The organism is Burkholderia humptydooensis, assembly GCF_001513745.1.
GTDB classification, from domain to species: Bacteria; Pseudomonadota; Gammaproteobacteria; order Burkholderiales; family Burkholderiaceae; genus Burkholderia; species Burkholderia humptydooensis.
Window position 1 is genome coordinate 3,148,645 of sequence record NZ_CP013380.1, and the last position, 23,343, is coordinate 3,171,987.

Here is a 23,343-nt window from a genome sequence, read left to right on the forward strand (position 1 = left end):
CGCGGCGGCAGGACCAGACTACAGACGCGCGCCGCTCAACGACACCGGCTGCGACAGCGCATTCGGATCGCGCGACGACGCGGCGACGCTCAGCCGATAGCTGCCCGCGTTCAAGCGCCACGCGTGCGCGCCCGCATCCCAGGTCGCGAAGCGTTTCGCCGGAATCGTGACGGCGACGCGCTGCGCCTGCCCCGGCTGCAGCGCGACCTTCGCCCAGCCGACGAGCCGCTGCGGCGGCTCGCCGAGCCCGGCGGGCAGCGCCGCATAGACTTGCGCGGCCTCGGCACCCGCGCGCGCGCCGGTGTTCGTCACCGTAAAGCCAACCGTCACGTTGCCGGACGCGTCCGCCTGCGCGCTCATCCCCGAGTAGGCGAACGTCGTGTACGACAGCCCGAAGCCGAACGGAAAGAGCGGCTGAACGTGCTTCGCGTCATACCAGCGATAGCCGATCATCAGCCCTTCGCCGTACACGGTGCGCGGGCTCGCCGGATCGATCGCGGGCTGCGGCAGATCCGCCTCCTTCTGCGGGAACGTGACCGGCAGCTTGCCGGACGGGTTCGCGTCGCCGAACAGCAGATCCGCGATCGCCTCGCCGCCCTTCACGCCCGGATACCACGCCTCCAGCACGCCGTGCACGTTCGCGAGCCACGGCATCAGTACCGGGCTGCCGCTCTCGATCACGACGACCACCCGCTTCGCCTTCGCCGCGACCGCCGCGATCAGCGCGTTCTGGTCGTATTGCTGGTTGTACGGATCGGCCGCGGCGTCGGGCAGCGACAGGCTCGGCAGATCGAGCCCCTCGGTCTGCCATTGCGTCGCGAACACGATCGCGACGTCGGCCTGCGCGGCCGCGTTGGCCGCCGCGTTCGCATCGGCGCCGTCAAGGTAGCTGACCGCCGCGTGCGGCGCCTTCGCGCGGATCGCCGCGAGCGGCGCCGATTTGTACCAGGTCGCGCAGCCGCCGAACAGCATGTCCGCCGGCTGCCGGCAGCGCGTCACCGCATTGCCGTCGATCGCGGGCGCGGCGCCCGAGCCGCCGCCCGACAGCACCCCCGCGTCCGCGTGGCCGCCGATCACGACGACCGACGCGAGCGATGCGGCCGCGAGCGGCAGCACCGGCCGCGCATCGCCCGCCGCGGCCGCGTTCTTCAGCAGCACTGCGGACTGCCGCGCGATCGCGAGCGCGTCGGCGTTGCCGGCCGCTTCGTCGATCGCGCCGCCCGGCTTCGGCGGATCGTCCATCACGCCGATCCGGATCAGCGTGCGCAGCTTGCGCCGCACCATGTCGTCGAGCCGCGCGACGGACACCGTGCCCGCGTCGAGCGCCGCACGCAGCTTCGCATTGAAGTACGAGCCGAGCGGCGCGTCGTTGTCGTCGGCCGCGCCGGGCTCCTCTTCGTCGAGCCCCGCCAGCACGGAGGCGACTGTCGAGTGCGCAGCGCCCCAGTCGGACTGCACGACGCCCTTGAAGCCCCATTCGTTCTTCAGCACGGTCGTCAGCAGATACGGGTTCTCGCACGCGGCAATGCCGTTGACCTTGTTGTACGAGCACATCACATTGCCAGGCCGGCCGTCGAGAATGCCGATCTCGAACGCGAGCAGCTCGGTCTCGCGCATCGTCCGCTCGTCGACGACCGAATCGTCGGTCGTGCGGTTCGTTTCCTGATCGTTGAACGCGAAGTGCTTGATCGTCGCGATCACCTTCTGCGATTGCGTGCCGTCCGTGCGCGCGGCGCTCATCACGCCCGCGAGCACCGGGTCCTCGCCCATGTATTCGAACGTGCGGCCGTTGCGCGGCTCGCGCGCGAGGTTGATCCCGCCGCCGAGCCCTTGCGCGAAGCCGAGCGCGCGCAGCTCGGCCGCGATGCGCACGCCGTACGCGCGCGCGAGCGCCGGGTCCCAGCTCGCCGCGAGCGCGACGCTCGCGGGCAGCGCGGTGATCCGCGCGTTCTTCACGTTGACGCCGCCCGCCGAATCCGCGCTGTTGACGGCCGGGATGCCGAGCCGCGAAACGCCGGGAATGTAGCTCGCGCCGTTCAGCGCATCGGCGGGAAACGGCCCGCCGATGTCGAAGGCCGGCATGCCCGTGCCGTGCACGAGCCGGATCTTCTCGTCGGTCGTCAGTTGCGCGACGAGCGCGGACGCCCGCGCGTCAGCGGCCGCCTCCGGATCGGCGGGGCGATTCACGTCGTCGCCGCCGCACGAAGCGAGCAGCACCGACAGCGCGATCGTCGACAGCCCAAACAGCGATTTTTCCATTGCTCCTCCAAGGGGGTTTCTGTTGTACTTACCAGCGCTCGACAGTCTATGAAGCCGCCGGCAGCGCGGTTTGACCGCAAGGAGCAGCGCTTGACCCATCGAGGCGGGGACAAACCCGATGGTCGCGACGACATGGAGAGAGACATGGAGTTACGGCAGAAATCCGTTTCCGCCCGCATCCACCGCGGGCTGTTCGACGCAGCCCGCGCGAACGGCTTCGACACGGCCCGCGTCGCCGATCTGCTCGGGCTCGCCGAAGCCGATCTCGACGAGCCGCACCGCCGCGTGCCGGGCGACCGGCACGTCGCGGCGATGCGGCTCGCGAGCGGCTGGATGCACGGCTGGCTGCGGCCGCCGCCCGATATCGTCCAGTGGCTCACGCCGTTTCCGGAATTCGCGGGCGTCGTCTGCAATGCCGCAACGCTGCGCGACGCGCTGCGGCAATACGCGGCGTATCGCCCGCTCGTCGGCGACGTCGACTGGCTGCTGCCCGCCGAGACCCGTGACGCGATCGCATTCGAATACGTGATCGAAGGCGACGGGCGGCGCGCGATCTGCGCGTTCGCGAACCTGGCGATCCTCGCGGCGCTCGCGCGGCTCTACGATCCCGCCGCGCAGATGCGCGAGCCCGAATTCACGGGCGGCGCGTTCGCGCCCGCTTCCGCGCTCGCCGGCATGCTGCTCGCGCGCCCCGCGTTCGACGCGCCGCGCAACCGGATCGTGATCGCGTCGACGCGGCTCGACGCGCCGTTCGAGCGCTTCAACGGCGCGCTCGCCGCGATCCAGCGCCACGCGGCCGACGACGCGCGCGAACGGCTGCGCGCGCGAGTGTCGTTCGGCGCGGCGGTCGAGCGCTGCCTGCGCGACTGGCTGCGCGCGACGGGCGACGGCGACGCGCCGCCTGAGCGGCTGCTCGGGCACGTGTGCGAGCGCTTCGCGATCTCGCGCTGGACGCTGCGCCGGCGCCTGCATCACGAGGCGCTGACGTTCCACGCGCTCGTCACGCGCGCGCGTATCGGGGAGGCGGAGCGGCTGCTGCTGCACACGCGGCTGCCGATCGGCGAAATAGGCGCGCGGGTCGGCTTCGGCTCGACGAGCGCGTTCAGCCGCTTCTTCGCGCGCGAGCATGGCGCGGCGCCGAGCCGCTATCGCGAAGACCGCCGCGACAAATGGCATTGAGCCGCGCAATTTCTGCGACACTGGCGGCTTCGCGTCACGCCGCCCTTACATGTCCTGGTATCTGTATCTGATCGAATGCGCGGACGGCAGCGTCTACACCGGCATCACGACCGACGTCGCCGCCCGCTTCGACAAGCACGCGCAAGGCGTGGGCGCGCGCTACACGCGCGCGCGCAAGCCGCGGGCGGTGCTCGCGTCGTTCGAGCTCGCCGATCGCTCGAGCGCGTCGCGCGCCGAATATTGGGTGAAGCGGCTCACCGCCGCGCAAAAGCGCGAGCTGGCGGCGGGCGCGCGCACGCTCGAGTCGGTGCTGCCGGTAGTGGCGGCGGTCGCGCCGGGCGACGCCGACGATGATCGCGGCGCGGCTGCGGCGGCGACGACGGACGTGGAGGCGCATGACGCCGCGGGGCGCATGACGCTCGTCGACGCGAATCGAGCGGCGGGCATGTTGGATACGCCGGGTATGGCGACGCCGCGGTCTCGCCGCGATGCCGCCCGGGCCTCGCCCGAGACGCCCGATGCAGGCGCGCCGGCCGACACGCGTGATACGACGGAGCCAACGAAGCCTTCGGGCGCTTCCCACGGAGCAAAATCCATTCGCGCGACCGCATCCGCCGCGCCGCCGAGGCGCGCGCGCGCAAAACAAAACCGCGCGGCCTCGTGACGAGACACGCGCGGTTCCGCGTAACCGATGGGCGCCGCAGCGGGCGCACCCGGCTGCTTACTTCTTGAAGTTCGCGATGCCGTCGGTGATTTCCTTGTGCGCAGCGTCGATGCCGTCCCAGCCCTCGACCTTCACCCACTTGCCCTTCTCGAGCGCCTTGTACTGCTCGAAGAAGTGCTTGATCTGATCCTTCAGGTACGCGGGCACGTCGTCGATCGACTTGATGTTCGCCGTCATCGGGCAGACCTTGTCGTGCGGCACCGCGACGAGCTTCGCGTCGACGCCCGATTCGTCGGTCATCTTCAGCATGCCGAGCGCGCGCGCGCGAACGACCGAGCCCGCGAGCAGCGGAAACGGCGTGATGACGAGCACGTCGACGGGGTCCCCGTCGCCCGACAGCGTCTGCGGAATGAAGCCGTAGTTCACCGGGTAGCGCATGCCGGTGCCGATGAAGCGGTCGACGACGAGGAGGCCGAGTTCCTTGTCGGCTTCGTACTTGACCGGCTCGCTTTGCGCCGGGATCTCGATGATCACGTTGAAGTCTTGCGGCAGATCCTTGCCGGCCGGAACATTGCTGAAGCTCATGAGCGTTCTCTGAAGTTCGGATGGGAATCGGGACGGATGGCGGCCTTGCGGGCGCCTCCGATGGAAAGCGCATTATAGCCAATCGCCCGATGGCGCTTGCGCCGCGTTCGGCCGATAATCGGGCGACGATCAGACAACGCGCGAACGGCCGGGAGCGGGCATGGAAGAAGCGAAGCACTTCATCGCGGGCGCATGGGCGGCGCCCGCGGGCGGCGAGACGATCGCCGTGATCGATCCGTCCGACGGCGAGCCGTTCGCGCGGCTCGCGCGCGGCACCGCGCCCGACGTCGACGCGGCCGTGCGCGCGGCCCGCGCGGCGTTCGACGGCCCGTGGGGCTCGGTCGGCGCGGCCGAGCGCGGGCGCGTGCTGTACCGGCTGTCGATGCTCGTCGCCGCGTGCCGCGAGGAGCTCGCGCTCATCGAGTCGCGCGACACCGGCAAGCCGCTCGCGCAGGCGCGCGCGGACGCCGACGCGCTCGCCCGCTACTTCGAGTTCTACGCGGGCGCGGCGGACAAGCTGCACGGGCAAACGCTGCCGTACCGCGACGGCTACACGGTGCTCACGCTGCGCGAGCCGCACGGCGTGACAGGCCACATCGTGCCGTGGAACTACCCGATGCAGATCCTCGGGCGCAGCGTCGGCGCGGCGCTCGCCGCGGGCAACGCGTGCGTCGTCAAGCCATCGGAGGACGCGTGCCTGTCGATCCTGCGCGTCGCGACGCTCGCCGCCGAAGCCGGGCTTCCCGCAGGCACGCTCAACGTCGTGACGGGCTACGGCCACGAGGCGGGCGCGGCGCTCGCGCGGCATCCGGGCGTCGACCACGTATCGTTCACCGGCTCGCCCGACACGGGCCGCCTCGTCGCGCAGATGGCGGCCGAGCACCACGCGAGCGCTACGCTCGAGCTCGGCGGCAAGTCGCCGCAGATCGTGTTCGCCGACGCGGACCTCGACGCCGCGCTGCCCGTGCTCGTGTCGGCGATCGTCCAGAACGCCGGCCAGACCTGCTCGGCCGGCAGCCGCGTGCTGATCGACAAGGCGGTCTACGAGCCGCTCGTCGAGCGGCTCGCAACCGCGTTCAACGGGCTGAAGGTCGGCCCCGGCCACGCCGATCTCGATTGCGGGCCGCTCATCAACGCGAAGCAGCAGCAACGCGTGTGGGACTTCCTGTCCGACGCGCAGCACGACGGCATCCCGATGGCCGCGCATGGCGAGGTCGTGCCGGACGCGCCCGAAACGGGCTTCTACCAGGCGCCCGCGCTGCTGCGCGACGTGCCGCACACGCACCGGCTCGCGCAGGAGGAGGTGTTCGGCCCGGTGCTCGCCGCGATGAAGTTCGCCGACGAGGACGAAGCGCTCGCGCTCGCGAACGGCACGCCTTACGGGCTCGTCGCCGGCATATGGACGCGCGACGGCGCGCGGCAGATGCGGCTCGCGCGCAAGCTGCGTGCGGGGCAGGTGTTCGTCAACAACTACGGCGCGGGCGGCGGCGTCGAGCTGCCGTTCGGCGGCACCGGCCGCTCCGGCTACGGCCGCGAGAAGGGTTTCGAGGCGCTGTACGGCTTCACCGTGCTCAAGACGATCGCGCTCAGACACGGCTGAGCCGGGCGGCGGCGCGCATGCGTGCCGCAGCGGCGTTCCGGCATTCGCATTCACAACAAGACTCAGGAGACAACCAATGCGGCTCAGCGGCAAGACGGCCGTCGTCACGGGCGCAGGCTCGGGCTTCGGCGAAGGCATTGCAAGAACGTTCGCGCGCGAAGGCGCGTGCGTCGTCGTCAACGATCTGAACGCGGCGGCGGCCGAGCGCGTCGCGAGCGAAATCGCGCTCTCGGGCGGCCGCGCGCTCGCCGTCGCGGGCGACGTGTCGCGCGGCGAAGACTGGCATGCGCTGCGCGGCGCCGCGCTCGACGCGTTCGGCAGCGTGCAGGTCGTCGTCAACAACGCCGGCACCACGCACCGCAACAAGCCGGTGCTCGACATCACCGAAGCCGAATACGACCGCGTGTACGCGGTCAACATGAAGAGCCTCTTCTGGAGCGTGCAGACGTTCGTCCCGTATTTCCGCGGCGCGGGCGGCGGCGCGTTCGTCAACATCGCGTCGACGGCGGGCGTGCGGCCGCGCCCCGGCCTCGTCTGGTACAACAGCACGAAGGGCGCGATGATCACCGCGAGCAAGACGCTCGCCGTCGAGCTCGGAGCCGACCGGATCCGCGTGAACTGCGTGAACCCGGTGCTCGGCGAGACCGGCCTCACGAGCGAATTCATGGGCGTGCCCGACACGCCGGAGAACCGCGCGCGCTTCGTCGCGACGATCCCGCTCGGCCGGCTGTCGACGCCGCAGGACATCGCGAACGCGGCGCTCTATCTCGCGTCCGACGAAGCCGCGTTCGTCACCGGCGTGTGCGTCGAAGTCGACGGCGGCCGCTGCGTCTGAACGCCGCGCGCCGGCCAACCGTACAGCCAAACAACCGGACGACACACAAGAGGAGACGATCATGGCCAGCACCATGCCGGCGACCACGCCGAACGCGCCGCCCGCCTTCGAGGCGGCCACCTATCGCAAGGTTTCGTGGCGGCTCGCGCCGCTGTTGCTGCTCTGCTATGTGGTCGCGTATCTCGACCGCGTCAACGTCGGCTTTGCGAAGCTGCAGATGGCGGCCGACCTGCACCTGTCCGACGCGGTCTACGGCCTCGGCGCCGGGATCTTCTTCGTCGGCTATTTTCTGTTCGAAGTGCCGAGCAACGTGATCCTGCACAAGGTGGGCGCACGCATATGGATCGCGCGGATCATGGTCACGTGGGGCATCATCTCGGCGCTGACGATGTTCGTGTCGACGCCTGCGATGTTCTACACGATGCGCTTTCTGCTCGGCGTCGCGGAAGCCGGCTTCTTCCCCGGCGTGATCCTCTACCTGACCTACTGGTATCCGGCGCACCGCCGCGGCCGCATGACGACGCTCTTCATGACGGCCGTCGCGCTGTCGGGCGTCGTCGGCGGGCCGATCTCCGGCTACATCCTGAAGACGTTCGACGGCGCGAACGGCTGGCACGGCTGGCAGTGGCTGTTCCTGCTCGAAGGCGTGCCGTCGGTGCTCGTCGGCATCCTGCTGCTGTTCGCGCTCGACGACCGGATCGCGAAGGCGAAATGGCTCGACGACGACGAAAAGGCGCTGCTGTCGCGCAACATCGCCGCCGAAGAGGCGCGCAAGGAGGACCTGCCGCTTTCCGTCGTGTTCACGAGCCCGCGCGTCTGGCTGATGGGCCTCATCTACTTCTCGTTCGTGATGGGGCTCTACGGCGTCGGCTTCTGGCTGCCGACGATCATCAAATCGACGGGCGTGACCGACGCGTTCGCGATCGGCCTTTTGTCCGCCGTGCCGTACGCGGCGGCCGTCGTCGCGATGCTCGCGATCGCGCACAGCGCGGACCGCCGCCGCGAGCGGCGCTGGCACCTCGCGATTCCCGCGGCGGCGGGCGCGCTCGGGCTCGTGCTGTCGGTCGCCTGGGCGCACGACACGGCGCTCGCGATGCTCGGCCTGACGCTCGGGACGATGGGCATCCTGACGACGCTGCCGCTCTTCTGGAGCCTGCCGACCGCGTTCCTCGGCGGCACGGCCGCCGCCGCGGGCATCGCGATCATCAATTCGGTCGGCAACCTCGCGGGCTTCCTGAGCCCCTACCTCGTCGGCTGGCTCAGGCAGGCGACCGCGTCGAACGACGCGGGAATGTACATGCTCGCCGGGTTCCTCGTGCTGGGCGGTCTGCTTACGCTGTCGGTGCCTAAATCGCTCGTCGACGTCTGATTCGACGCTCGATCCTCGGTATTCGATGCGCGATGCACGTTGCGCATCGCGGCGCCTCAACGAAAACGGCAGCCATCGAGGCTGCCGTTCTCGGGTTCCACCGTTCTGCCGTTCGGCGTCGGGCGCGCCGGAAAGCGCCCGCCGCCCGAGCGCTCAGACTCAGACGACCGTGATTGCAAGCGCGCTTTCGCGATAGTGCTGCGCGGCCTTGTCGGTCTCGCCGAGGTGCTCGAACAGGCGCGCGAGCGCGCGATGCGCGCGAATCCTGAGCGGCTCGTCGTCGGCAAGCTTCAGCGCCGCTTCGAGGAACGATTGCGCCTTGCCCCACAGTTGCTGCTGCTGGCACAGGCGGCCAAGCGCGAACAGCAGGTCCGCGTCGTCCGGGCGCTCGCGACGCCAGCCCTCGGCCTTCTGGATCAGCGGCAGCGCGTCGGCGCCCGCCGTGTCCGGATAGCGGCGCAGCAGGCGCGCGTTCCAGTTGTGCGCGAGCGCGTCCTCGATGATCCGCCGCGCTTCCTGGCGGCGCTCGAGCGCGATCAGCAACTCGGCGGCGAGATCCGCGAGGCGCGGCGATTGCCGCTCGGCGGCCGACAGCGTCTGCCACACTTCGAGGAGCGCGTCGGCGTCGTGCCGGCGGTCGCGCAGCAGATGCTCGGCCGCCTGCTGGCGCAGACGCACGGCCGCGGCCGGATGCAGCGCCTCGCGCTTCTCGAGCGCCTTCGCGATCTTCAGCACCTCGACCCAGTTCTTGTTCTGCTGCTGCGCGCGCAGCGCGATCTGCTGCGCGTGGATGCGCTTGCCGCCCGACGCCTGCATCTCGGCGAGCGCGGCGAGCGCGCCCTCGGCGTCGCGGCCGTCCGCGCGCATGTCGGCCGTCGCGAGCAGGCGCGCGTCCTGCCATTCCTGGCCGCTCACCTTCGCGAGCCATTCGTCGCGCCGCGCATACTCGTGCATCCGGTGCGTCGCGGCCGCGGCGATGAGGCTCGCCGCGCCCTGGTTCGAGCCGACCGCGAGCGCATCGCGCGCGGCCTTCTCCGCACGCGAGAAGCGGCCCGCGTAGAGGTTCGCGAGAGCGTCGCGCAGCGAAGCCTGCGCGCGCTCGTTGCGCATCCGCGCGCGATACGCGGCCACGCGCTGCGGCATCCGCCACAGGTTGCGCACGATCCGCATCAGCGCGTACAGCACGATGAACGCGACGATGATCGCGAGCACGAAGAAGTTCAGCGACACGTCGATGCGATACGGCGGATAGACGATCAGCACCTGGCCGGCATCGAAGCGCCCGACCGTCGCGAGCGCCGCGGCGATCGCGAACAGCACGGCGAGCCAAATGATTCCACGCAGCGTCATGGCGTCAACCCCGGCTCTTGAACTGTTGAACCGCGTTCAGGCTCGCGTTGAGGTTCGGCACCGCAACCGTCAGCGACGCGGCGTCGACCTGCTTGAGCAGATCCTGAACGATCCGGGTGTCCTTCGACGCACCGTCGAAGTAGCGCGCGACGGCCGCCTGCGCGGCATGCAGATCGGATTTCATCGCGCTGTCGTCGCGCGCGAGCAGCGAAAGCCGCGCGCTCAGAAGACGCAGCTTCACGTTCTCGCGCACGAAGTAGCCCTGTTCGGGCGACGCGAGCATCGCGTCAGCGTGATCGATGCGGCGCACTTCGACGAGCGACTTCAGTTGCGCGCCGATGCCCGCCGAGAAGCCGCGCCACCACGCCTTCCAGCGCGGCTCGCCCGCCGCCGCGGCCGCGTGCTCGGCGCTCGCGGCAACCTCGGGCTTCGCCTGCGCGTGCGGCGCGAGCACTTCGCCCGCGAGCGGCAGCGTGTCGACCTTCGCGATCGCATCGTCGAGCTTGATCGCGAGCCCGGTGAGGTCCGCCGTCGGCGCGGCCTTCAGCCGTTCGATGTCCTGCGCGACGGCCTTGCGCACGACGACGGCCTGCGCGCTCTGCGACGCCGCGAGCCGCGAATCGGCGTTCTGCAGCGCGATCAGCGCGAGCTGCGTGTTGCCCGTCAGCAGGAGCTGCTGGCTCGCGCTCGACAGCATCTGGCCGACTTCCTCGATCATCCACGCGTCGCGGTTGCGCGACAGATCCTGATATTGCTGCTGCAGCGCGGTCTGCGCGGTCTGCGCGTCGGCGAGCTTGCCTTCGAGCTGCGACAACTGCGAATCCGCCTGACGCACGCTCGCGAGCGCCTGATCGGTCTTCGTGCGGATCTCGGCCGTCTGCGCGTCGAGCGCCTTCTGACGCTCGAGCGCGTGCTGGTCGAGGCGGTCGACCTTGCGGTTCAGCGCGTAGCCGCCGGCGCCCGCCGCGGCCGCGATCACGACGACCACGAACCACAGCGCCGCGCTCGAGCCGCTGCGCCGCTCTTTCGTTTCAAACGGCGTAAACGGTTGATTCGGCGGCGGAACAGGAGCCGCGGCCGGTTTGGAAGAGACGTCTTTGGTATCGTTGGTGTCTGTCATGCGAGAAGGCATCGGTGCGGCTGTCGCCGGTTGATCGGCCTGGTCGGCCTGGTCGGCCAACGTGCGAAATGCGCGGACGATACGCTCATCGCCCGCGCCGGACAGCGTAATCCTATCAAAACCGAGTGCGCGCGCGGTCTCGACGATCCTCGGATGCGGCGCGACGAACTGCGCGCGCTTGAGCGCATCGATCTCGGCCTCGTTCAAATGCTCGTGCGCGAGCTCCTGCAGATTGCGCACGCCTTCCGAGCTCGTCACGAGCCATGCGTGCGGCGCGCCCGACAGCAGCGCGTGCACGCGCTCCCACGCACCGATCGAAGGTTCCGGGCTCACGCGCCGGTACGCGGCGACGAGCTCGACGTCGGCGCCCGCTTCGCGCAGGCGCTCGGCGAGCCATTCGCGGCCGCCGTCGCCGCGCACGATCAGCGCGCGCTTGCCGGCGAGCGTCGCCTCGCCGTCGAACGCGCGGACGATCTCGGCGAAGAGGCTTTCGGAATCGTAGTGCGGCTCGCCGCCGTCGTCGGGCGCGCGCGGCGCGATCACGCGATGCGCGCCCGGCGCGACCCCGTGCCGGGCGAGCGCGGCGACGCTGCCCGGCCCGACGACGCCGATCGGCAGCGAATGCGGCCAGATCGCGCCGAGCCGCGCGAGCGCGTGATCGATCGCGTTCGGCGACACGAACACGACGAGCGCATACGCGTCGAGCCGCGCGAACGCCTCGGCGAGCGGCGCGTCGTCCGCAAGCGGCGCGATGTCGATGAGCGGGAAGTCGAGCACGTCGATGCCCGCTGCGGCGAGTTGCGCCGCGAGCGCCGCCGACTGCCCGTCGGGGCGCGTGAGCACCGCGGTGAACGTCGTGCGCGGCGCGCCCGCCATCACGCGCCGCCCTGTTGCGCCTGCGCGCTCGCCGCGACGAGCGCGTCGACGATCGCGCGCGCGCCCTGCCGCTCGAGCTCGTCGGACACCGCGCGGCCGAGCGCGAGCGCATCGGCGGCCGTCGCGGCGCGCGACTGCGCGTGCGCGGCGAGCACGCGCGCGCCGTCCGTCGTCGACACGCTGCCCGTCAGATGCAGCTCGTCGCCGCGCCACACCGCATGCGCGGCGAGCGGCACCTCGCAACTGCCGCCGAGCGCGCGCGACACCGCGCGCTCGGCCTCGACCGCGAGCGCGGTCGCATGATCGTGCAGCGGCGCGAGCCACGCGGCGACGTCCGCGCGGCGCGCGGCGATCTCGATGCCGAGCGCGCCCTGGCCCGCGGCGGGCAGGCTGTCGTCGACGTCGAGCAGCGCGCGGACCCGCGCGGCGAGGCCGAGGCGCTTCAAGCCCGCGGCGGCGAGAATGATCGCCGCGTAGTCGCCGCGGTCGAGCTTCGCGAGCCGCGTGTCGAGATTGCCGCGCAGCGGCCGCACGTCGAGCCGCGGATGGCGCGCGCGCAGCATCGCCTCGCGGCGCAGGCTCGACGTGCCGACGACGGCGCCCGCCGGCAGCGCGTCGAGCGACGCGTAATCGTTCGACACGAACGCGTCGCGCGGGTCCTCGCGGCTCATCACGGCCGCGAGCGCGAAGCCTTCGGGCAGCGCCATCGGCACGTCCTTCAGCGAATGCACGGCGAGATCCGCGCGGCCGTCGGCGAGCGCGCTCTCGAGCTCCTTCACGAACAGGCCCTTGCCGCCGACCTTCGACAGCGTGCGATCGAGAATTTGATCGCCGCGCGTCGTCATCCCGAGGATTTTCACGTCGCAAGCTGGATATAATTTGCGCAGCGCATCACGCACGTGCTCGGCTTGCCACATGGCGAGACGGCTCTCGCGCGACGCGATCGTCAGCGTCGCGGGCAGCTCGGCCGGAAGAGTCTCGGAGTTCATTGCAGGGACATCGAGGGACGGGGTTAGGAACAGACTATGGTAGCACGCGCATCTTGCGCGGCCGCCCGCCGGACGGGCTGCGCGAGCGGCCCGCCCGGTCTGCGTCGAGATCCCGAACGATCGTTCGGTTCGAGAAGGAGTCCGGCATCCGCCAGGCGGGTCCGGTCCGCCGTCGTCGCGTCGTCCGCCGCGTCACTCGCCGCGTCGCCCGGTCGCGTCGTCCGCCGCGCCGCTTGATCGCCCTCGCTGTTGCTGGACCGCAGTTCCCGTTCACTCGTGCTTTCCCAAGGAAATCGATCGTGAAGTCTTCCGGATCGGCGCGCGCGACGCGCCGCAATGCTGTCTCGTCCTCCTCCGCCCCGGCGAACGCCGAGCTTCCCGCCCGCCGCGCCGCGAAACCCGCGCGCAAGCGCAACGGCGCCGCCGTGCGCACGATCGCGCCGACGAACGCCGCATCCGCGAAACCCCAGGGCCGCACGCGCGAGGACAAGGACCGCCCGCTCTTCGAGGACATCCGCTATCTCGGCCGCCTGCTCGGCGACGTCGTTCGCGAGCAGGAAGGCGACGCCGTGTTCGACATCGTCGAGACGATCCGCCAGACCGCCGTCAAGTTCCGCCGCGAGGACGACAAGGCCGCCGCGCAGACGCTCGAAAAAATGCTGCGCAAGCTCACGCCCGACCAGACGGTGAGCGTCGTGCGCGCGTTCAGCTATTTCTCGCACCTCGCGAACATCGCCGAGGACCGCCATCACAACCGCCGCCGCCGGATCCACGCGCTCGCGGGCTCCGCGCCGCAGGCGGGCACCGTCGCGTACGCGCTCGACAGGCTCCGGCAGGCGGGCGACGCGTCGCCGAAGACGATCAAGCAGTTCTTCGAAGGCGCGCTGATCGTGCCCGTGCTGACCGCGCACCCGACCGAAGTGCAGCGCAAGAGCATTCTCGACGCGCAGCACGACATCGCGCGCCTGCTCGCCGAGCGCGACCAGCCGCTGACCGCTCGCGAGCTCGCGCACAACGAGGCGCTGCTGCGCGCGCGCGTGACGACGCTCTGGCAGACCCGGATGCTGCGCGACGCGCGCCTGACGGTCGCCGACGAGATCGAGAACGCGCTGTCGTACTACCGCGCGACGTTCCTCGACGAGCTGCCCGCGCTCTACGCGGACATCGAGGAGGCGCTCGCCGAGCACGGCCTGCCCGCGCGCGTGCCGGCGTTCTTCCAGATGGGTAGCTGGATCGGCGGCGACCGCGACGGCAACCCGAACGTCACCGCCACGACGCTCGACGAGGCGATCACCCGCCAGGCGGCGGTGATCTTCGAGCATTACCTGGAGCAGGTGCACAAGCTGGGCGCGGAGCTCTCCGCGTCGAACCTGCTCGTCGGCGCGAGCGATGCGCTGAAGGCGCTCGCGGCCGCGTCGCCGGACCAGTCGCCGCACCGCGTCGACGAGCCGTACCGCCGCGCGCTGATCGGCGTCTACACGCGGCTCGCGGCAAGCGCGCGCGTGCGGCTGGGCGAAGGCGCGGTGCCCGTGCGGAGCGCGGGCCGCGGCGCCGCGCCCGTGCGCGCGACGCCGTATGCGGACGCGGAGGAATTCGTCGCCGATCTGCGCGTGCTGACCGATTCGCTCGCGCTGCATCACGGCGAATCGCTTGCGACGCCGCGCCTCGCGCCGCTCACGCGCGCGGCCGAGGTGTTCGGCTTCCATCTCGCGAGCATCGACTTGCGGCAGAGCTCGGACATCCATGAAGCCGTGATCGCCGAGCTGCTCGCGCGCGGCGGCGTCGAGCCCGACTACGCGGCGCTGCCCGAAGCGGACAAGCTGCGCGTGCTGCTCGCGGCGCTCGCGGACCCGCGGCCGCTGCGCTCGCCGTATCTCGACTATTCGGACCTCGCGAAGAGCGAGCTCGGCGTGCTCGAGCGCGCGCGCGCGATCCGCGCGCAGTTCGGCGCGCGCGCGGTGCGCAACTACATCATCTCGCACACCGAGACGGTGAGCGACCTCGTCGAAGTGCTGCTGCTGCAGAAGGAGACGGGCCTCTTCGAAGGCACGCTCGGCACGCCGCACGCCAACGCGCGCAACGGCCTGATGGCGATTCCGCTCTTCGAGACGATCGCCGATCTGCGCAACGCGTCCGACATCATGCGCGAATTCTTCGCGCTGCCGGGCGTGGGCGAGCTGCTCGCGCACCAAGGCCACGAGCAGGAAGTGATGCTCGGCTATTCGGACAGCAACAAGGACGGCGGCTTCCTCACGTCGAACTGGGAGCTCTATCGCGGGGAACTGGCGCTCGTCGACCTGTTCCACGAGCGCGGGATCAAGCTGCGCCTGTTCCACGGCCGCGGCGGCACGGTGGGCCGCGGCGGCGGTCCCACCTATCAGGCGATCCTGTCGCAGCCGCCCGGCACGGTGAACGGCCAGATCCGGCTGACCGAGCAGGGCGAGGTGATCGCGAGCAAGTTCTCGAACCCAGAGATCGGCCGGCGCAATCTGGAGACGGTCGTCGCCGCGACGCTCGAGGCGACGCTCGCGCCGCACAGCAACGCGCCGAAGCAATTGCCTGCGTTCGAAGCGGCGATGCAGGCGCTGTCGGATGCGGCGATGGCGTCGTACCGCGCGCTCGTCTACGAGACGCCCGGCTTCACCGACTACTTCTTCTCGTCGACGCCGATCACCGAGATCGCCGAGCTGAACATCGGCAGCCGGCCCGCTTCGCGCAAGCTGCAGGACCCGAAGAATCGCAGGATCGAGGATCTGCGCGCGATTCCGTGGGGCTTCTCGTGGGGCCAGTGCCGGCTGCTGCTGACTGGCTGGTACGGCTTCGGCAGCGCGGTCGCCGCGTATCTCGACGGCGCGCCGGACGCGGCCGAGCGCGGCAAGCGCGTCGCGCTGCTCAAGAAGATGAACAAGACCTGGCCGTTCTTCGCGAACCTGCTGTCGAACATGGACATGGTGCTCGCGAAGACCGATCTCGCGGTCGCATCGCGCTATGCGCAGCTCGTCGCCGACAAGAAGCTGCGCAAGCACGTGTTCGAGCGGATCGTCGCCGAATGGCACCGCACGGCGGACGCGCTCGCCGAGATCACCGGCACCGAGGCGCGGCTCGCCGCGAATCCGCTCCTCGCGCGCTCGATCAAGAACCGCTTCCCGTACCTCGATCCGCTGAACCACCTGCAAGTCGAGCTGATCAAGCGGCACCGCGCGGGAGACTCGAACGCGCGGCTGCGGCGCGGGATCCACCTGACGATCAACGGAATCGCGGCCGGCCTGCGCAATACGGGTTGAGCGTCGCGAAGCGTCGCGCGCGGGCGGCGACGCGCGCCTTCCTGCCCGCCCGCGCGCCCCGCCACCCTCGCTGCCGCATCAACGCGCGTCGATCATCACCGCGTCGAGCTCGAATGAGCCGTCCGGCTGCACGTCGAAATACGCGCGCACCTCGTCGGGCGCGTCCGCCCACAGCGCGCGGATCGCGTTCGCGCGCACGTCGGGCGTCCTCATCCGCGCGACCCAGCCGTCGAACCCGATCGGCAGGCGCCAGCGCTCGCGCACCCGCGCGACGAAGCCCGCCTGCGCGAAGAATGCGAGCCATTCGTCCGCGCGGTAATCGCGCACGTGCGACGCGTCGCGCAACAACTCGACCGTCTGCAGATGCGTGTCGACGAGCGGATGATCGGCGCCCGCGATGTCGACGAACAGCACGCGGCCGCCCGGCTTCAGCACGCGGCGCGCCTCGCCGAGCGCGCGCGGCACGTCGTGCCAGTGGTGCGCGCTCATCCGGCTCACGATCCAGTCGAACGACGCATCGGCGAACGGCAGCCGCTCGGCCGCGCCCTGCTCGATTCGCACGTCCGCGAGGCCGCGCTCGCGCGCCGCCGCCTCGACCGTCGCGAGCATCTGCGGCGCGAGGTCGTAAGCGATCACCTCCTGCGCGCCGCCGCGCGCGGCGGCAAAGCTCGCATGGCCCGCGCCGCAGCCGAGATCCAGCACGCGCGCGCCGGGCGTCGCGCCGATCTCGGCGGCAAGCGTGTCGAGATCCGCGCCGCTCGCATGGACGGCGCTCGTCAAATAGGCGGAGGCGGTCGTGCCGAACGCGTCGGCGACTCGATCGTGATGCTTCATCGGCGGATTCCTTGTCACGTGGGGATCGAAGGCGGCCGGCCAACTGCATCGGCCGCCATGAGCCGCTACAATAGAGCCCGATTGGTACTGGTACAAGCCAAGCAATTATCCTGGTATCCGCTCCACCAGCCTGCCTGCCGGAGCGCCGCCGTCCCGTTCGTTCTCACGCATCGCCCGATCCGCCCCAGATGAGCCGCCCGTCCGCCCCGCCGCCGTCCCTCGATTCCACGCCCGCCCGCGCGCTCGGCGAGTTCATCCGCGCGCACCGCGAGCGGCTGTCGCCGCAGGCGCTCGGCCTGCCGCCCGGCCCGCGGCGCAGGACGCCCGGGCTGCGCCGCGAGGAAGTCGCGCAGCTCTGCGGCGTGAGTCCGACCTGGTACACGTGGATCGAGCAGGGCCGCGAAGTGTCGGCATCGGCCGACGCGCTCGCGCGCATCGCGGTCGCGCTGCGGCTGTCGCGCGCCGAGCGTGCATATCTGTTCGAGCTCGCCGCGCAGCGCGACCCGGCCGAGCCCGAATTCGCGGCGAGCGACGTGCCGGACACGCTCGTCGCCGCCGTGAAGCTGATCGCGACGCCCGCGTACGTGCTCGACCGTCAATGGAACGCGCTCGCGTGGAACGACGCGGCCGCCGCGCTCTTCACCGGCTGGCTCGACGGCGAGCGCGGCGAGCGCAACCTGCTGCGCTTCACGTTCACGTCGCCCGCGGCGCGCGCGCTGATCGTCGATTGGGAAACGCGTGCGCGGCGGCTCGTCGCCGAATTCCGCGCGGACACGATCCGCCATCTGAACGACGCGCCCACCCGCGCGCTGATCGATTCGCTGCTCGCCGACAGCGAGGCGTTCGCGCATTACTGGGCGTCGCAGGACGTGGGCGAGCGCGAAGGCGGCGAACGCGCGTTCGACCATCCGCGCGAGGGCCGCGCCGTCTATCAGCAAATGACGCTCAAGCCCGCGCACCGCGAGGACCTGAAGCTCGTCCTGCTGGTTCGGGAGGACGTCTGACGGCGCGAAACCGCGCCCGCGTTCGGCCGCACGCGTCATTCCGCCGTGCCGCGCCAAGCCGGCCGAAGCCGGGCAAGACCGCGTCAGAACATGATCGTCGCGGTGAAAGCGCATGCGGAAGCGACGCCCGGCCTCTACAACGCGCGCCTCGCCGCTCCGGCCCCGCCGGCATCGGCCGGCCGGCCCGCGAATGCTAGAATCCGCGTTGTCCATTCGCGGCGCGCGCCGCTCCACTCCCCTGCTAAGAATCGCCATGACGTCCCAACTGCACAAAAAGGGCGAGGCCTGGTCGGCCCGCTTTTCGGAACCGATGTCCGAGCTCGTCAAGCGCTATACGTCGTCGGTCTTCTTCGACAAGCGGCTCGCGCTCGTCGACATCGCCGGCTCGCTCGCGCACGCGGGCATGCTCGCCGCGCAGAAGATCATCAGCGCCGACGACCTCGCCGCGATCGAGCGCGGGATGGCGCAGATCAGGGGCGAGATCGAGCGCGGCGAATTCGAGTGGCAGCTCGATCTCGAAGATGTGCACCTGAACATCGAGGCGCGCCTGACCGCGCTCATCGGCGACGCGGGCAAGCGCCTGCACACGGGCCGCTCGCGCAACGATCAGGTCGCGACCGACATCCGCCTGTGGCTGCGCGGCGAGATCGACCGCATCGGCGGCCTCTTGACCGACCTGCGCGGCGCGCTGATCGATCTCGCCGAAAAGAACGCGGACACGATCCTGCCGGGCTTCACGCACCTGCAGGTCGCGCAGCCCGTCACGTTCGGCCATCACCTGCTCGCCTATGTCGAGATGTTCTCGCGCGACGCCGAGCGCATGCGCGACTGCCGCGCGCGCGTGAACCGCCTGCCGCTCGGCGCGGCGGCGCTCGCGGGCACGAGCTATCCGATCGACCGCCACGCGGTGGCGAAAACGCTCGGCTTCGAGGGCATCTGCGCGAACTCGCTCGACGCGGTGTCCGACCGCGACTTCGCGATCGAATTCACGGCCGCGGCCGCGCTCGTGATGACGCATGTATCGCGCTTCTCGGAAGAGCTCGTGCTGTGGATGAGCCCGCGCGTCGGCTTCATCGACATCGCCGACCGCTTCTGCACCGGCAGCTCGATCATGCCGCAGAAGAAGAACCCGGACGTGCCCGAGCTCGCGCGCGGCAAGACGGGCCGCGTGAACGGCCACCTGATGGCGCTCCTCACGCTGATGAAGGGCCAGCCGCTCGCGTACAACAAGGACAATCAGGAAGACAAGGAGCCGCTGTTCGACACGGTCGACACCGTCGCCGACACGCTGCGGATCTTCGCGGAGATGGCCGCGGGCATCACCGTGAAGCCGGATGCGATGCGCTCGGCCGCGCAGCAGGGCTTCTCGACGGCGACCGACCTCGCCGACTATCTGGTGAAGCGCGGGCTGCCGTTCCGCGACGCGCACGAAGCGGTCGCGCACGCGGTGAAGATCTGCGATGCGCGCGGCATCGACCTCGCGGACCTGACGCTCGACGAAATGAAGCAGGAACTGCCGAACGTCGCGCATCTGATCGGCGACGACGTGTTCGGCTACCTGACGCTCGAAGGCTCGGTCGCGAGCCGCAACCACCCGGGCGGCACCGCGCCGGACCAGGTGCGCGCGGCGGCGAAGGCCGCGCGCGCGGCGCTCGGCAAGTAAGCGGGAGCGGCGCCCGCGTCACGGACGACCCCATGTTCATAGCGGCAATCTTCGACATGGACGGCCTGCTCGTCGATTCCGAGCGGACCATCATGAACGCGTGGATCGACGTCGCGTATGCGCACGGCGCCGCGCTGTCGGCCGCCGATTATCTGCAGATCGTCGGCCGCTCGTTCCGCGAAGGCCAGACGATTCTCGCCGGCCTGCTCGGCGACGACACGTTCCACGCGGTGTCCGCGCAGGTGCGCGCGCGGCTCGCGGCGCCGCAGCCGCATCCGAAATTTCCGCTGAAGGCGGGCGCGCGCGCGTTGCTGGCCGCGCTCGCCGGCGCGGGCGTGCCGTGCGCGGTCGCATCGTCGTCCGCGCGCGACGTGATCCGCACGCGGCTTCACGCGGTCGGCGTGCTCGGGCATTTCGCCGCGATCGCGGGCGGCGACGAAGTGGCGCGCGGCAAGCCCGATCCGGCCGTCTACCGGCTCGCTGCCGAGCGGCTGAACGTGCCCGCGCACGCGTGCGTCGCGTTCGAGGACAGCGATTTCGGCGCGCTCGCCGCGACGCGCGCGGGCGCGTCCGTCGTCACCGTGCCCGATCTGAAGGCGCCGACGCCCGAGATCGTCGCGCTGAGCCTGCGCGTGCTCGATTCGCTCGACGATGCGGTCGCGCTCGTGCCGGCGTGGTTCGGCCCGCGCGCCGCGCGGCTCGCGTGAACCCTCGCGGCGCTCAGCGATTGTTGACGGTCTCGGAGAAGCGCTTGAGCGTCGCAACGCGCGCGCCGATCAGATCGACGCGCTCGCCCTCGCCGACGAGCGGCGTCGTCGCGTCGCGGAACGCCGCCCACTCGCGCTGCGCGGCGACGAGCGTCGGCAGCGAATCGACGGGCATCCGCGCGCGCAATTTCTCGTAATAGCGGTTCATGTCGAAGAGCGCGTGCTCGCACGCCGCATCGCGCATGCACGGCCGCACCCGATGCACGGCGCCCTTGCCGCCGCCCGGCTGCGCGTAGCGTTCGGCCGCGCCGCGCAGCGCGAGCGCGCGGTCGCGCACCGGCTGCAGCCGCATGTCGGCGCTCGCCATCGCGTACATCGTCCCCTGCGTCGTCTCGTAGACCGCGCGCACGAGATGCGCCTCGTCCTTGCGCCACGCGAGCCAGCGGCGCTGGCTCTCCTGCCAGCCGCGCCGCGCGTCGGCGGGCGCGGTCTTCACGAGCCGCTGGTACGCGGCGTCGGCCTCGCCCTGCCACTGCTGCCGCGCCTCGTCCATGCACTGGATCTGGCCCGCCGTCGACGAGCGGTCGCGCCGCGCGAGACATTGGCGCATCGCGACGTCGATCGGATCGGCCGCCGCGACCTCGGCGCGCGCCGCGCCCGCCGCCGCGAGCCATCCGGCGAGCGCGGCGGCGGCGAAGCGCACGAGCGTCTTGCGGACTTGCGTCATCGTCAGTCGCGCACGCAGTCGACGTAGTACTCGATGCGCCCGTTCATCTCTTCCGCGACGAGACCGTGAATGTCCGTGTGGAAGCCCGGGAAGCGCTCGTTGAAGTCGCGCGCGAACCGCAGGTAGTTGACGATCGTCTTGTTGAAGCGCTCGCCCGGGATCAGGAGCGGAATGCCCGGCGGATACGGCGTGAGCAGGATGCTCGTCACGCGCCCTTCGAGCTCGTCGAGCGGCACGCGGTCGATCTCGCGGTGCGCGAGCTTCGCGAACGCGTCGGACGGCTTCATCGCGGGCTCCATGTTCGACAGGTACATCTCCGTCGTGAGACGCGCGATGTCGTTCGCGCGGTACACGTCGTGGATCTGCGTGCAGAGATCGCGCAGGCCGACGCGCTCGTAGATCGGATACTGCGCGACGAACTCGGGCAGCACGCGCCAGAGCGGCTGGTTGTTGTCGTAGTCGTCCTTGAACTGCTGCAGCTCGGTGACCATCGAGTTCCAGCGGCCCTTCGTGATGCCGATCGTGAACATGATGAAGAACGAGTACAGGCCCGTCTTCTCGACGATGATCCCGTGCTCCGCCAGATACTTGGTGACGATCGCGGCCGGAATGCCGGTCTCGCCGAATTCGCCGTCCACGTCGAGCCCCGGCGTGATGATCGTCGCCTTGATCGGGTCGAGCATGTTGAAGCCCTGCGCGAGCGGGCCGAAACCGTGCCAGCGGTCGTTCGGCTTCAGCATCCAGTCTTCGCGCGAGCCGATGCCTTCTTGCGCCAGGTTGTCCGGCCCCCACACGCTGAAGAACCAGTCGTCGCCGTATTCGGCGTCCACCTTGCGCATCGCGCGGCGGAAATCGATCGCCTCGGCGATCGATTCCTCGACGAGCGCGGTGCCGCCCGGCGGCTCCATCATCGCGGCCGCGACGTCGCACGACGCGATGATCGCGTACTGCGGGCTCGTCGACGTGTGCATCAGGTACGCCTCGTTGAAGCGGTGCTTGTCGAACGTGCGGTTCTCCGAATCCTGCACGACGATCTGCGACGCCTGCGAGATGCCCGCGAGCAGCTTGTGCGTGGAGTGCGTCGCGAACACGAGCGCGCCCGTGCGCGGGCGGCCCGCGCCGATCGCGTGCATGTCCTGGTAGAACGAATGGAACTCCGCGTGCGGCAGCCACGCTTCGTCGAAGTGCAGCGTGTCGACGAGGTCGCCGAGCAGGTCCTTGATCTGCTCGACGTTGTAGACGACGCCGTCGTACGTGCTCTGCGTGATCGTCAGGATTCGCGGCTTCGCGTTCGGGTTCTTCCGGAGCGCCTCGCGCGCGAACGGATTCGCCTCGATCTTCTTGCGGATGTTCTCCGGCTTGAACTCGTCGCGCGGAATCGGCCCGATGATGCCGAAGTGGTTGCGCGTCGGCGTGAGGAACACGGGAATCGCGTGCGTCATCGTGATCGCGTGCAGGATCGACTTGTGGCAGTTGCGATCGACGAGCACGATGTCGCCGGGCGCGACCGTCGCGTGCCAGACGATCTTGTTCGACGTCGACGTGCCGTTCGTCACGAAGAACAGGTGATCGGCGCTGAAGATCCGCGCGGCGTTGCGCTCGGAAGCCGCCACCGGCCCCGTGTGGTCGAGCAGTTGGCCGAGCTCGTCCACCGCGTTGCAGACGTCGGCGCGCAGCATGTTCTCGCCGAAGAACTGGTGGAACATCTGGCCGAGCGGGTTCTTCAGAAACGCGACGCCGCCCGAGTGGCCCGGGCAGTGCCACGAGTACGAGCCTTCGTCCGCGTACTTGACGAGCTCCTTGAAGAACGGCGGCGCGAGCGAATCGAGATAGACCTTCGCCTCGCGGATGATGTGGCGCGCGACGAACTCCGGCGTGTCCTCGAACATGTGGATGAAGCCGTGCAGCTCGCGCAGGATGTCGTTCGGCAGATGGCGCGACGTGCGCGTCTCGCCGTACAGGAAGATCGGGATGTCCCCGTTGCGGCGGCGCACTTCGGCCACGAACGCGCGCAGCTCGATGATCGCGGTCGCGAGCTCGGGCAGTTCGCCGTCCGCGCCGACTTCGCCGAGCATCAGCTCGTCGTCGTCGATCGACAGGATGAAGCACGACGCGCGGCTCGACTGCTGCGCGAACGACGTCAGATCGCCGTAGCTCGTCAGGCCGAGCACCTCGACGCCCTCCTTCTCGATCGCCTCCGCCAACGCCCGGATGCCGGAGCCCGAGATGTTCTCGGAGCGAAAATCTTCGTCGATGATGACGACGGGAAAACGAAACTTCATGGGCGATTCTCCAAAA

General features: G+C 70.3%; 16 protein-coding genes and 1 pseudogene. 9 read left to right on the top strand and 8 right to left on the bottom strand.

The annotated features are described in order from the left end of the window. Positions 1-18 precede the first annotated feature (18 nt). A complete protein-coding gene (locus AQ610_RS14055; RefSeq protein WP_006024918.1) occupies positions 19-2,259 on the bottom strand; it encodes a glycoside hydrolase family 3 C-terminal domain-containing protein in 2,241 nt (746 codons plus the stop codon). A gap of 144 nt (positions 2,260-2,403) precedes the next feature. Here AQ610_RS14055 and AQ610_RS36840 point away from each other — a divergent pair, with 144 nt between their 5' ends. Both AQ610_RS36840 and AQ610_RS14065 read left to right on the top strand, forming a co-directional pair. Continuing rightward, positions 2,404-3,438 (top strand): helix-turn-helix transcriptional regulator, encoded by a 1,035-nt coding sequence (locus AQ610_RS36840; RefSeq protein ID WP_045554912.1) that lies wholly within the window; start codon positions 2,404-2,406, stop codon positions 3,436-3,438. 49 nt (positions 3,439-3,487) lie between these two features. Then, a pseudogene (locus AQ610_RS14065) lies at positions 3,488-4,075 on the top strand (GIY-YIG nuclease family protein); the annotation flags it as partial. 84 nt (positions 4,076-4,159) lie between these two features. Here the strand turns inward: AQ610_RS14065 and ppa are convergent. After that, positions 4,160-4,687, bottom strand: a complete 528-nt coding sequence (ppa, locus tag AQ610_RS14070) for an inorganic diphosphatase (RefSeq protein ID WP_006024915.1) — start codon at positions 4,685-4,687, stop codon at positions 4,160-4,162. Between the two features lie 160 nt (positions 4,688-4,847). On the opposite strand from ppa, the gene AQ610_RS14075 reads away from it, so the two are divergent. The 3 genes from AQ610_RS14075 to AQ610_RS14085 all read left to right on the top strand — a co-directional run bounded on the left by AQ610_RS14075 (position 4,848) and on the right by AQ610_RS14085 (position 8,491). Beyond that, the gene (locus AQ610_RS14075; RefSeq protein WP_006024914.1) at positions 4,848-6,287 is read left to right on the top strand and encodes an aldehyde dehydrogenase family protein; all 1,440 of its coding nucleotides are present in this window, start codon (positions 4,848-4,850) and stop codon (positions 6,285-6,287) included. A gap of 76 nt (positions 6,288-6,363) precedes the next feature. Further along, complete coding sequence (locus AQ610_RS14080) at positions 6,364-7,122, top strand: SDR family oxidoreductase (RefSeq protein ID WP_006024913.1); 759 nt, start codon at positions 6,364-6,366, stop codon at positions 7,120-7,122. A 61-nt stretch (positions 7,123-7,183) separates the two neighbouring features. Then, the gene (locus AQ610_RS14085; protein ID WP_009911618.1) at positions 7,184-8,491 is read left to right on the top strand and encodes an MFS transporter; all 1,308 of its coding nucleotides are present in this window, start codon (positions 7,184-7,186) and stop codon (positions 8,489-8,491) included. A 159-nt stretch (positions 8,492-8,650) separates the two neighbouring features. Here the strand turns inward: AQ610_RS14085 and AQ610_RS14090 are convergent, their stop codons facing one another. From AQ610_RS14090 to hemC, 3 genes are read right to left on the bottom strand one after another with little or no spacing between them, the layout of a single operon-like run. Next, positions 8,651-9,841: a heme biosynthesis protein HemY gene (locus tag AQ610_RS14090; protein WP_006024911.1), complete on the bottom strand. Its 1,191-nt coding sequence runs from the start codon at positions 9,839-9,841 to the stop codon at positions 8,651-8,653. A gap of 4 nt (positions 9,842-9,845) precedes the next feature. Then, positions 9,846-11,837, bottom strand: coding sequence for a fused uroporphyrinogen-III synthase HemD/membrane protein HemX (hemDX, locus tag AQ610_RS14095; protein ID WP_006024910.1), 1,992 nt, complete (start codon positions 11,835-11,837; stop codon positions 9,846-9,848). After that, a complete protein-coding gene (gene hemC / locus AQ610_RS14100; protein WP_045554867.1) occupies positions 11,837-12,826 on the bottom strand; it encodes a hydroxymethylbilane synthase in 990 nt (329 codons plus the stop codon). The genes hemDX and hemC overlap by 1 nt, the downstream gene beginning before the upstream one ends. A 425-nt stretch (positions 12,827-13,251) precedes the next feature. Between hemC and ppc the strand changes: the two genes are divergently transcribed. Beyond that, entirely contained in the window at positions 13,252-16,110 is a 2,859-nt protein-coding gene (ppc, locus tag AQ610_RS14105; RefSeq protein WP_006024908.1) for a phosphoenolpyruvate carboxylase, read from the top strand. 78 nt (positions 16,111-16,188) lie between these two features. On the opposite strand, the gene AQ610_RS14110 is transcribed toward ppc, so the two are convergent. Continuing rightward, complete coding sequence (locus AQ610_RS14110) at positions 16,189-16,944, bottom strand: class I SAM-dependent methyltransferase (protein WP_009911605.1); 756 nt, start codon at positions 16,942-16,944, stop codon at positions 16,189-16,191. Between the two features lie 188 nt (positions 16,945-17,132). Between AQ610_RS14110 and AQ610_RS14115 the strand changes: the two genes are divergently transcribed. From AQ610_RS14115 to AQ610_RS14125, 3 genes are all read left to right on the top strand, one after another. Next, the gene (locus tag AQ610_RS14115) at positions 17,133-17,948 is read left to right on the top strand and encodes a helix-turn-helix transcriptional regulator (protein ID WP_006024906.1); all 816 of its coding nucleotides are present in this window, start codon (positions 17,133-17,135) and stop codon (positions 17,946-17,948) included. A gap of 253 nt (positions 17,949-18,201) precedes the next feature. Further along, entirely contained in the window at positions 18,202-19,611 is a 1,410-nt protein-coding gene (gene argH, locus AQ610_RS14120) for an argininosuccinate lyase (RefSeq protein WP_009911595.1), read from the top strand. A gap of 32 nt (positions 19,612-19,643) precedes the next feature. Then, positions 19,644-20,318: an HAD family hydrolase gene (locus tag AQ610_RS14125; protein ID WP_006024904.1), complete on the top strand. Its 675-nt coding sequence runs from the start codon at positions 19,644-19,646 to the stop codon at positions 20,316-20,318. 13 nt (positions 20,319-20,331) lie between these two features. On the opposite strand, the gene AQ610_RS14130 is transcribed toward AQ610_RS14125, so the two are convergent. Continuing rightward, positions 20,332-21,045, bottom strand: coding sequence for a lysozyme inhibitor LprI family protein (locus AQ610_RS14130; RefSeq protein ID WP_006024903.1), 714 nt, complete (start codon positions 21,043-21,045; stop codon positions 20,332-20,334). 2 nt (positions 21,046-21,047) lie between these two features. Then, positions 21,048-23,327, bottom strand: coding sequence for an arginine/lysine/ornithine decarboxylase (locus AQ610_RS14135; protein ID WP_006024902.1), 2,280 nt, complete (start codon positions 23,325-23,327; stop codon positions 21,048-21,050). Positions 23,328-23,343 lie beyond the last annotated feature (16 nt).

Bases quoted from the DNA above. Each gene is read 5' to 3' on its own strand.
- AQ610_RS36840 (WP_045554912.1), top strand. From the start codon at position 2,404: ATGGAGTTACGGCAGAAATCCGTTTCCGCCCGCATCCACCGCGGGCTG.
- argH (WP_009911595.1), top strand. From the start codon at position 18,202: ATGACGTCCCAACTGCACAAAAAGGGCGAGGCCTGGTCGGCCCGCTTT.
- hemDX (WP_006024910.1), bottom strand. From the start codon at position 11,837: ATGGCGGGCGCGCCGCGCACGACGTTCACCGCGGTGCTCACGCGCCCC.
- ppa (WP_006024915.1), bottom strand. From the start codon at position 4,687: ATGAGCTTCAGCAATGTTCCGGCCGGCAAGGATCTGCCGCAAGACTTC.
- AQ610_RS14110 (WP_009911605.1), bottom strand. From the start codon at position 16,944: ATGAAGCATCACGATCGAGTCGCCGACGCGTTCGGCACGACCGCCTCC.
- AQ610_RS14085 (WP_009911618.1), top strand. From the start codon at position 7,184: ATGGCCAGCACCATGCCGGCGACCACGCCGAACGCGCCGCCCGCCTTC.
- AQ610_RS14130 (WP_006024903.1), bottom strand. From the start codon at position 21,045: ATGACGCAAGTCCGCAAGACGCTCGTGCGCTTCGCCGCCGCCGCGCTC.
- AQ610_RS14115 (WP_006024906.1), top strand. From the start codon at position 17,133: ATGAGCCGCCCGTCCGCCCCGCCGCCGTCCCTCGATTCCACGCCCGCC.
- AQ610_RS14080 (WP_006024913.1), top strand. From the start codon at position 6,364: ATGCGGCTCAGCGGCAAGACGGCCGTCGTCACGGGCGCAGGCTCGGGC.
- AQ610_RS14055 (WP_006024918.1), bottom strand. From the start codon at position 2,259: ATGGAAAAATCGCTGTTTGGGCTGTCGACGATCGCGCTGTCGGTGCTG.
- AQ610_RS14135 (WP_006024902.1), bottom strand. From the start codon at position 23,327: ATGAAGTTTCGTTTTCCCGTCGTCATCATCGACGAAGATTTTCGCTCC.
- AQ610_RS14075 (WP_006024914.1), top strand. From the start codon at position 4,848: ATGGAAGAAGCGAAGCACTTCATCGCGGGCGCATGGGCGGCGCCCGCG.
- AQ610_RS14090 (WP_006024911.1), bottom strand. From the start codon at position 9,841: ATGACGCTGCGTGGAATCATTTGGCTCGCCGTGCTGTTCGCGATCGCC.
- AQ610_RS14125 (WP_006024904.1), top strand. From the start codon at position 19,644: ATGTTCATAGCGGCAATCTTCGACATGGACGGCCTGCTCGTCGATTCC.
- hemC (WP_045554867.1), bottom strand. From the start codon at position 12,826: ATGAACTCCGAGACTCTTCCGGCCGAGCTGCCCGCGACGCTGACGATC.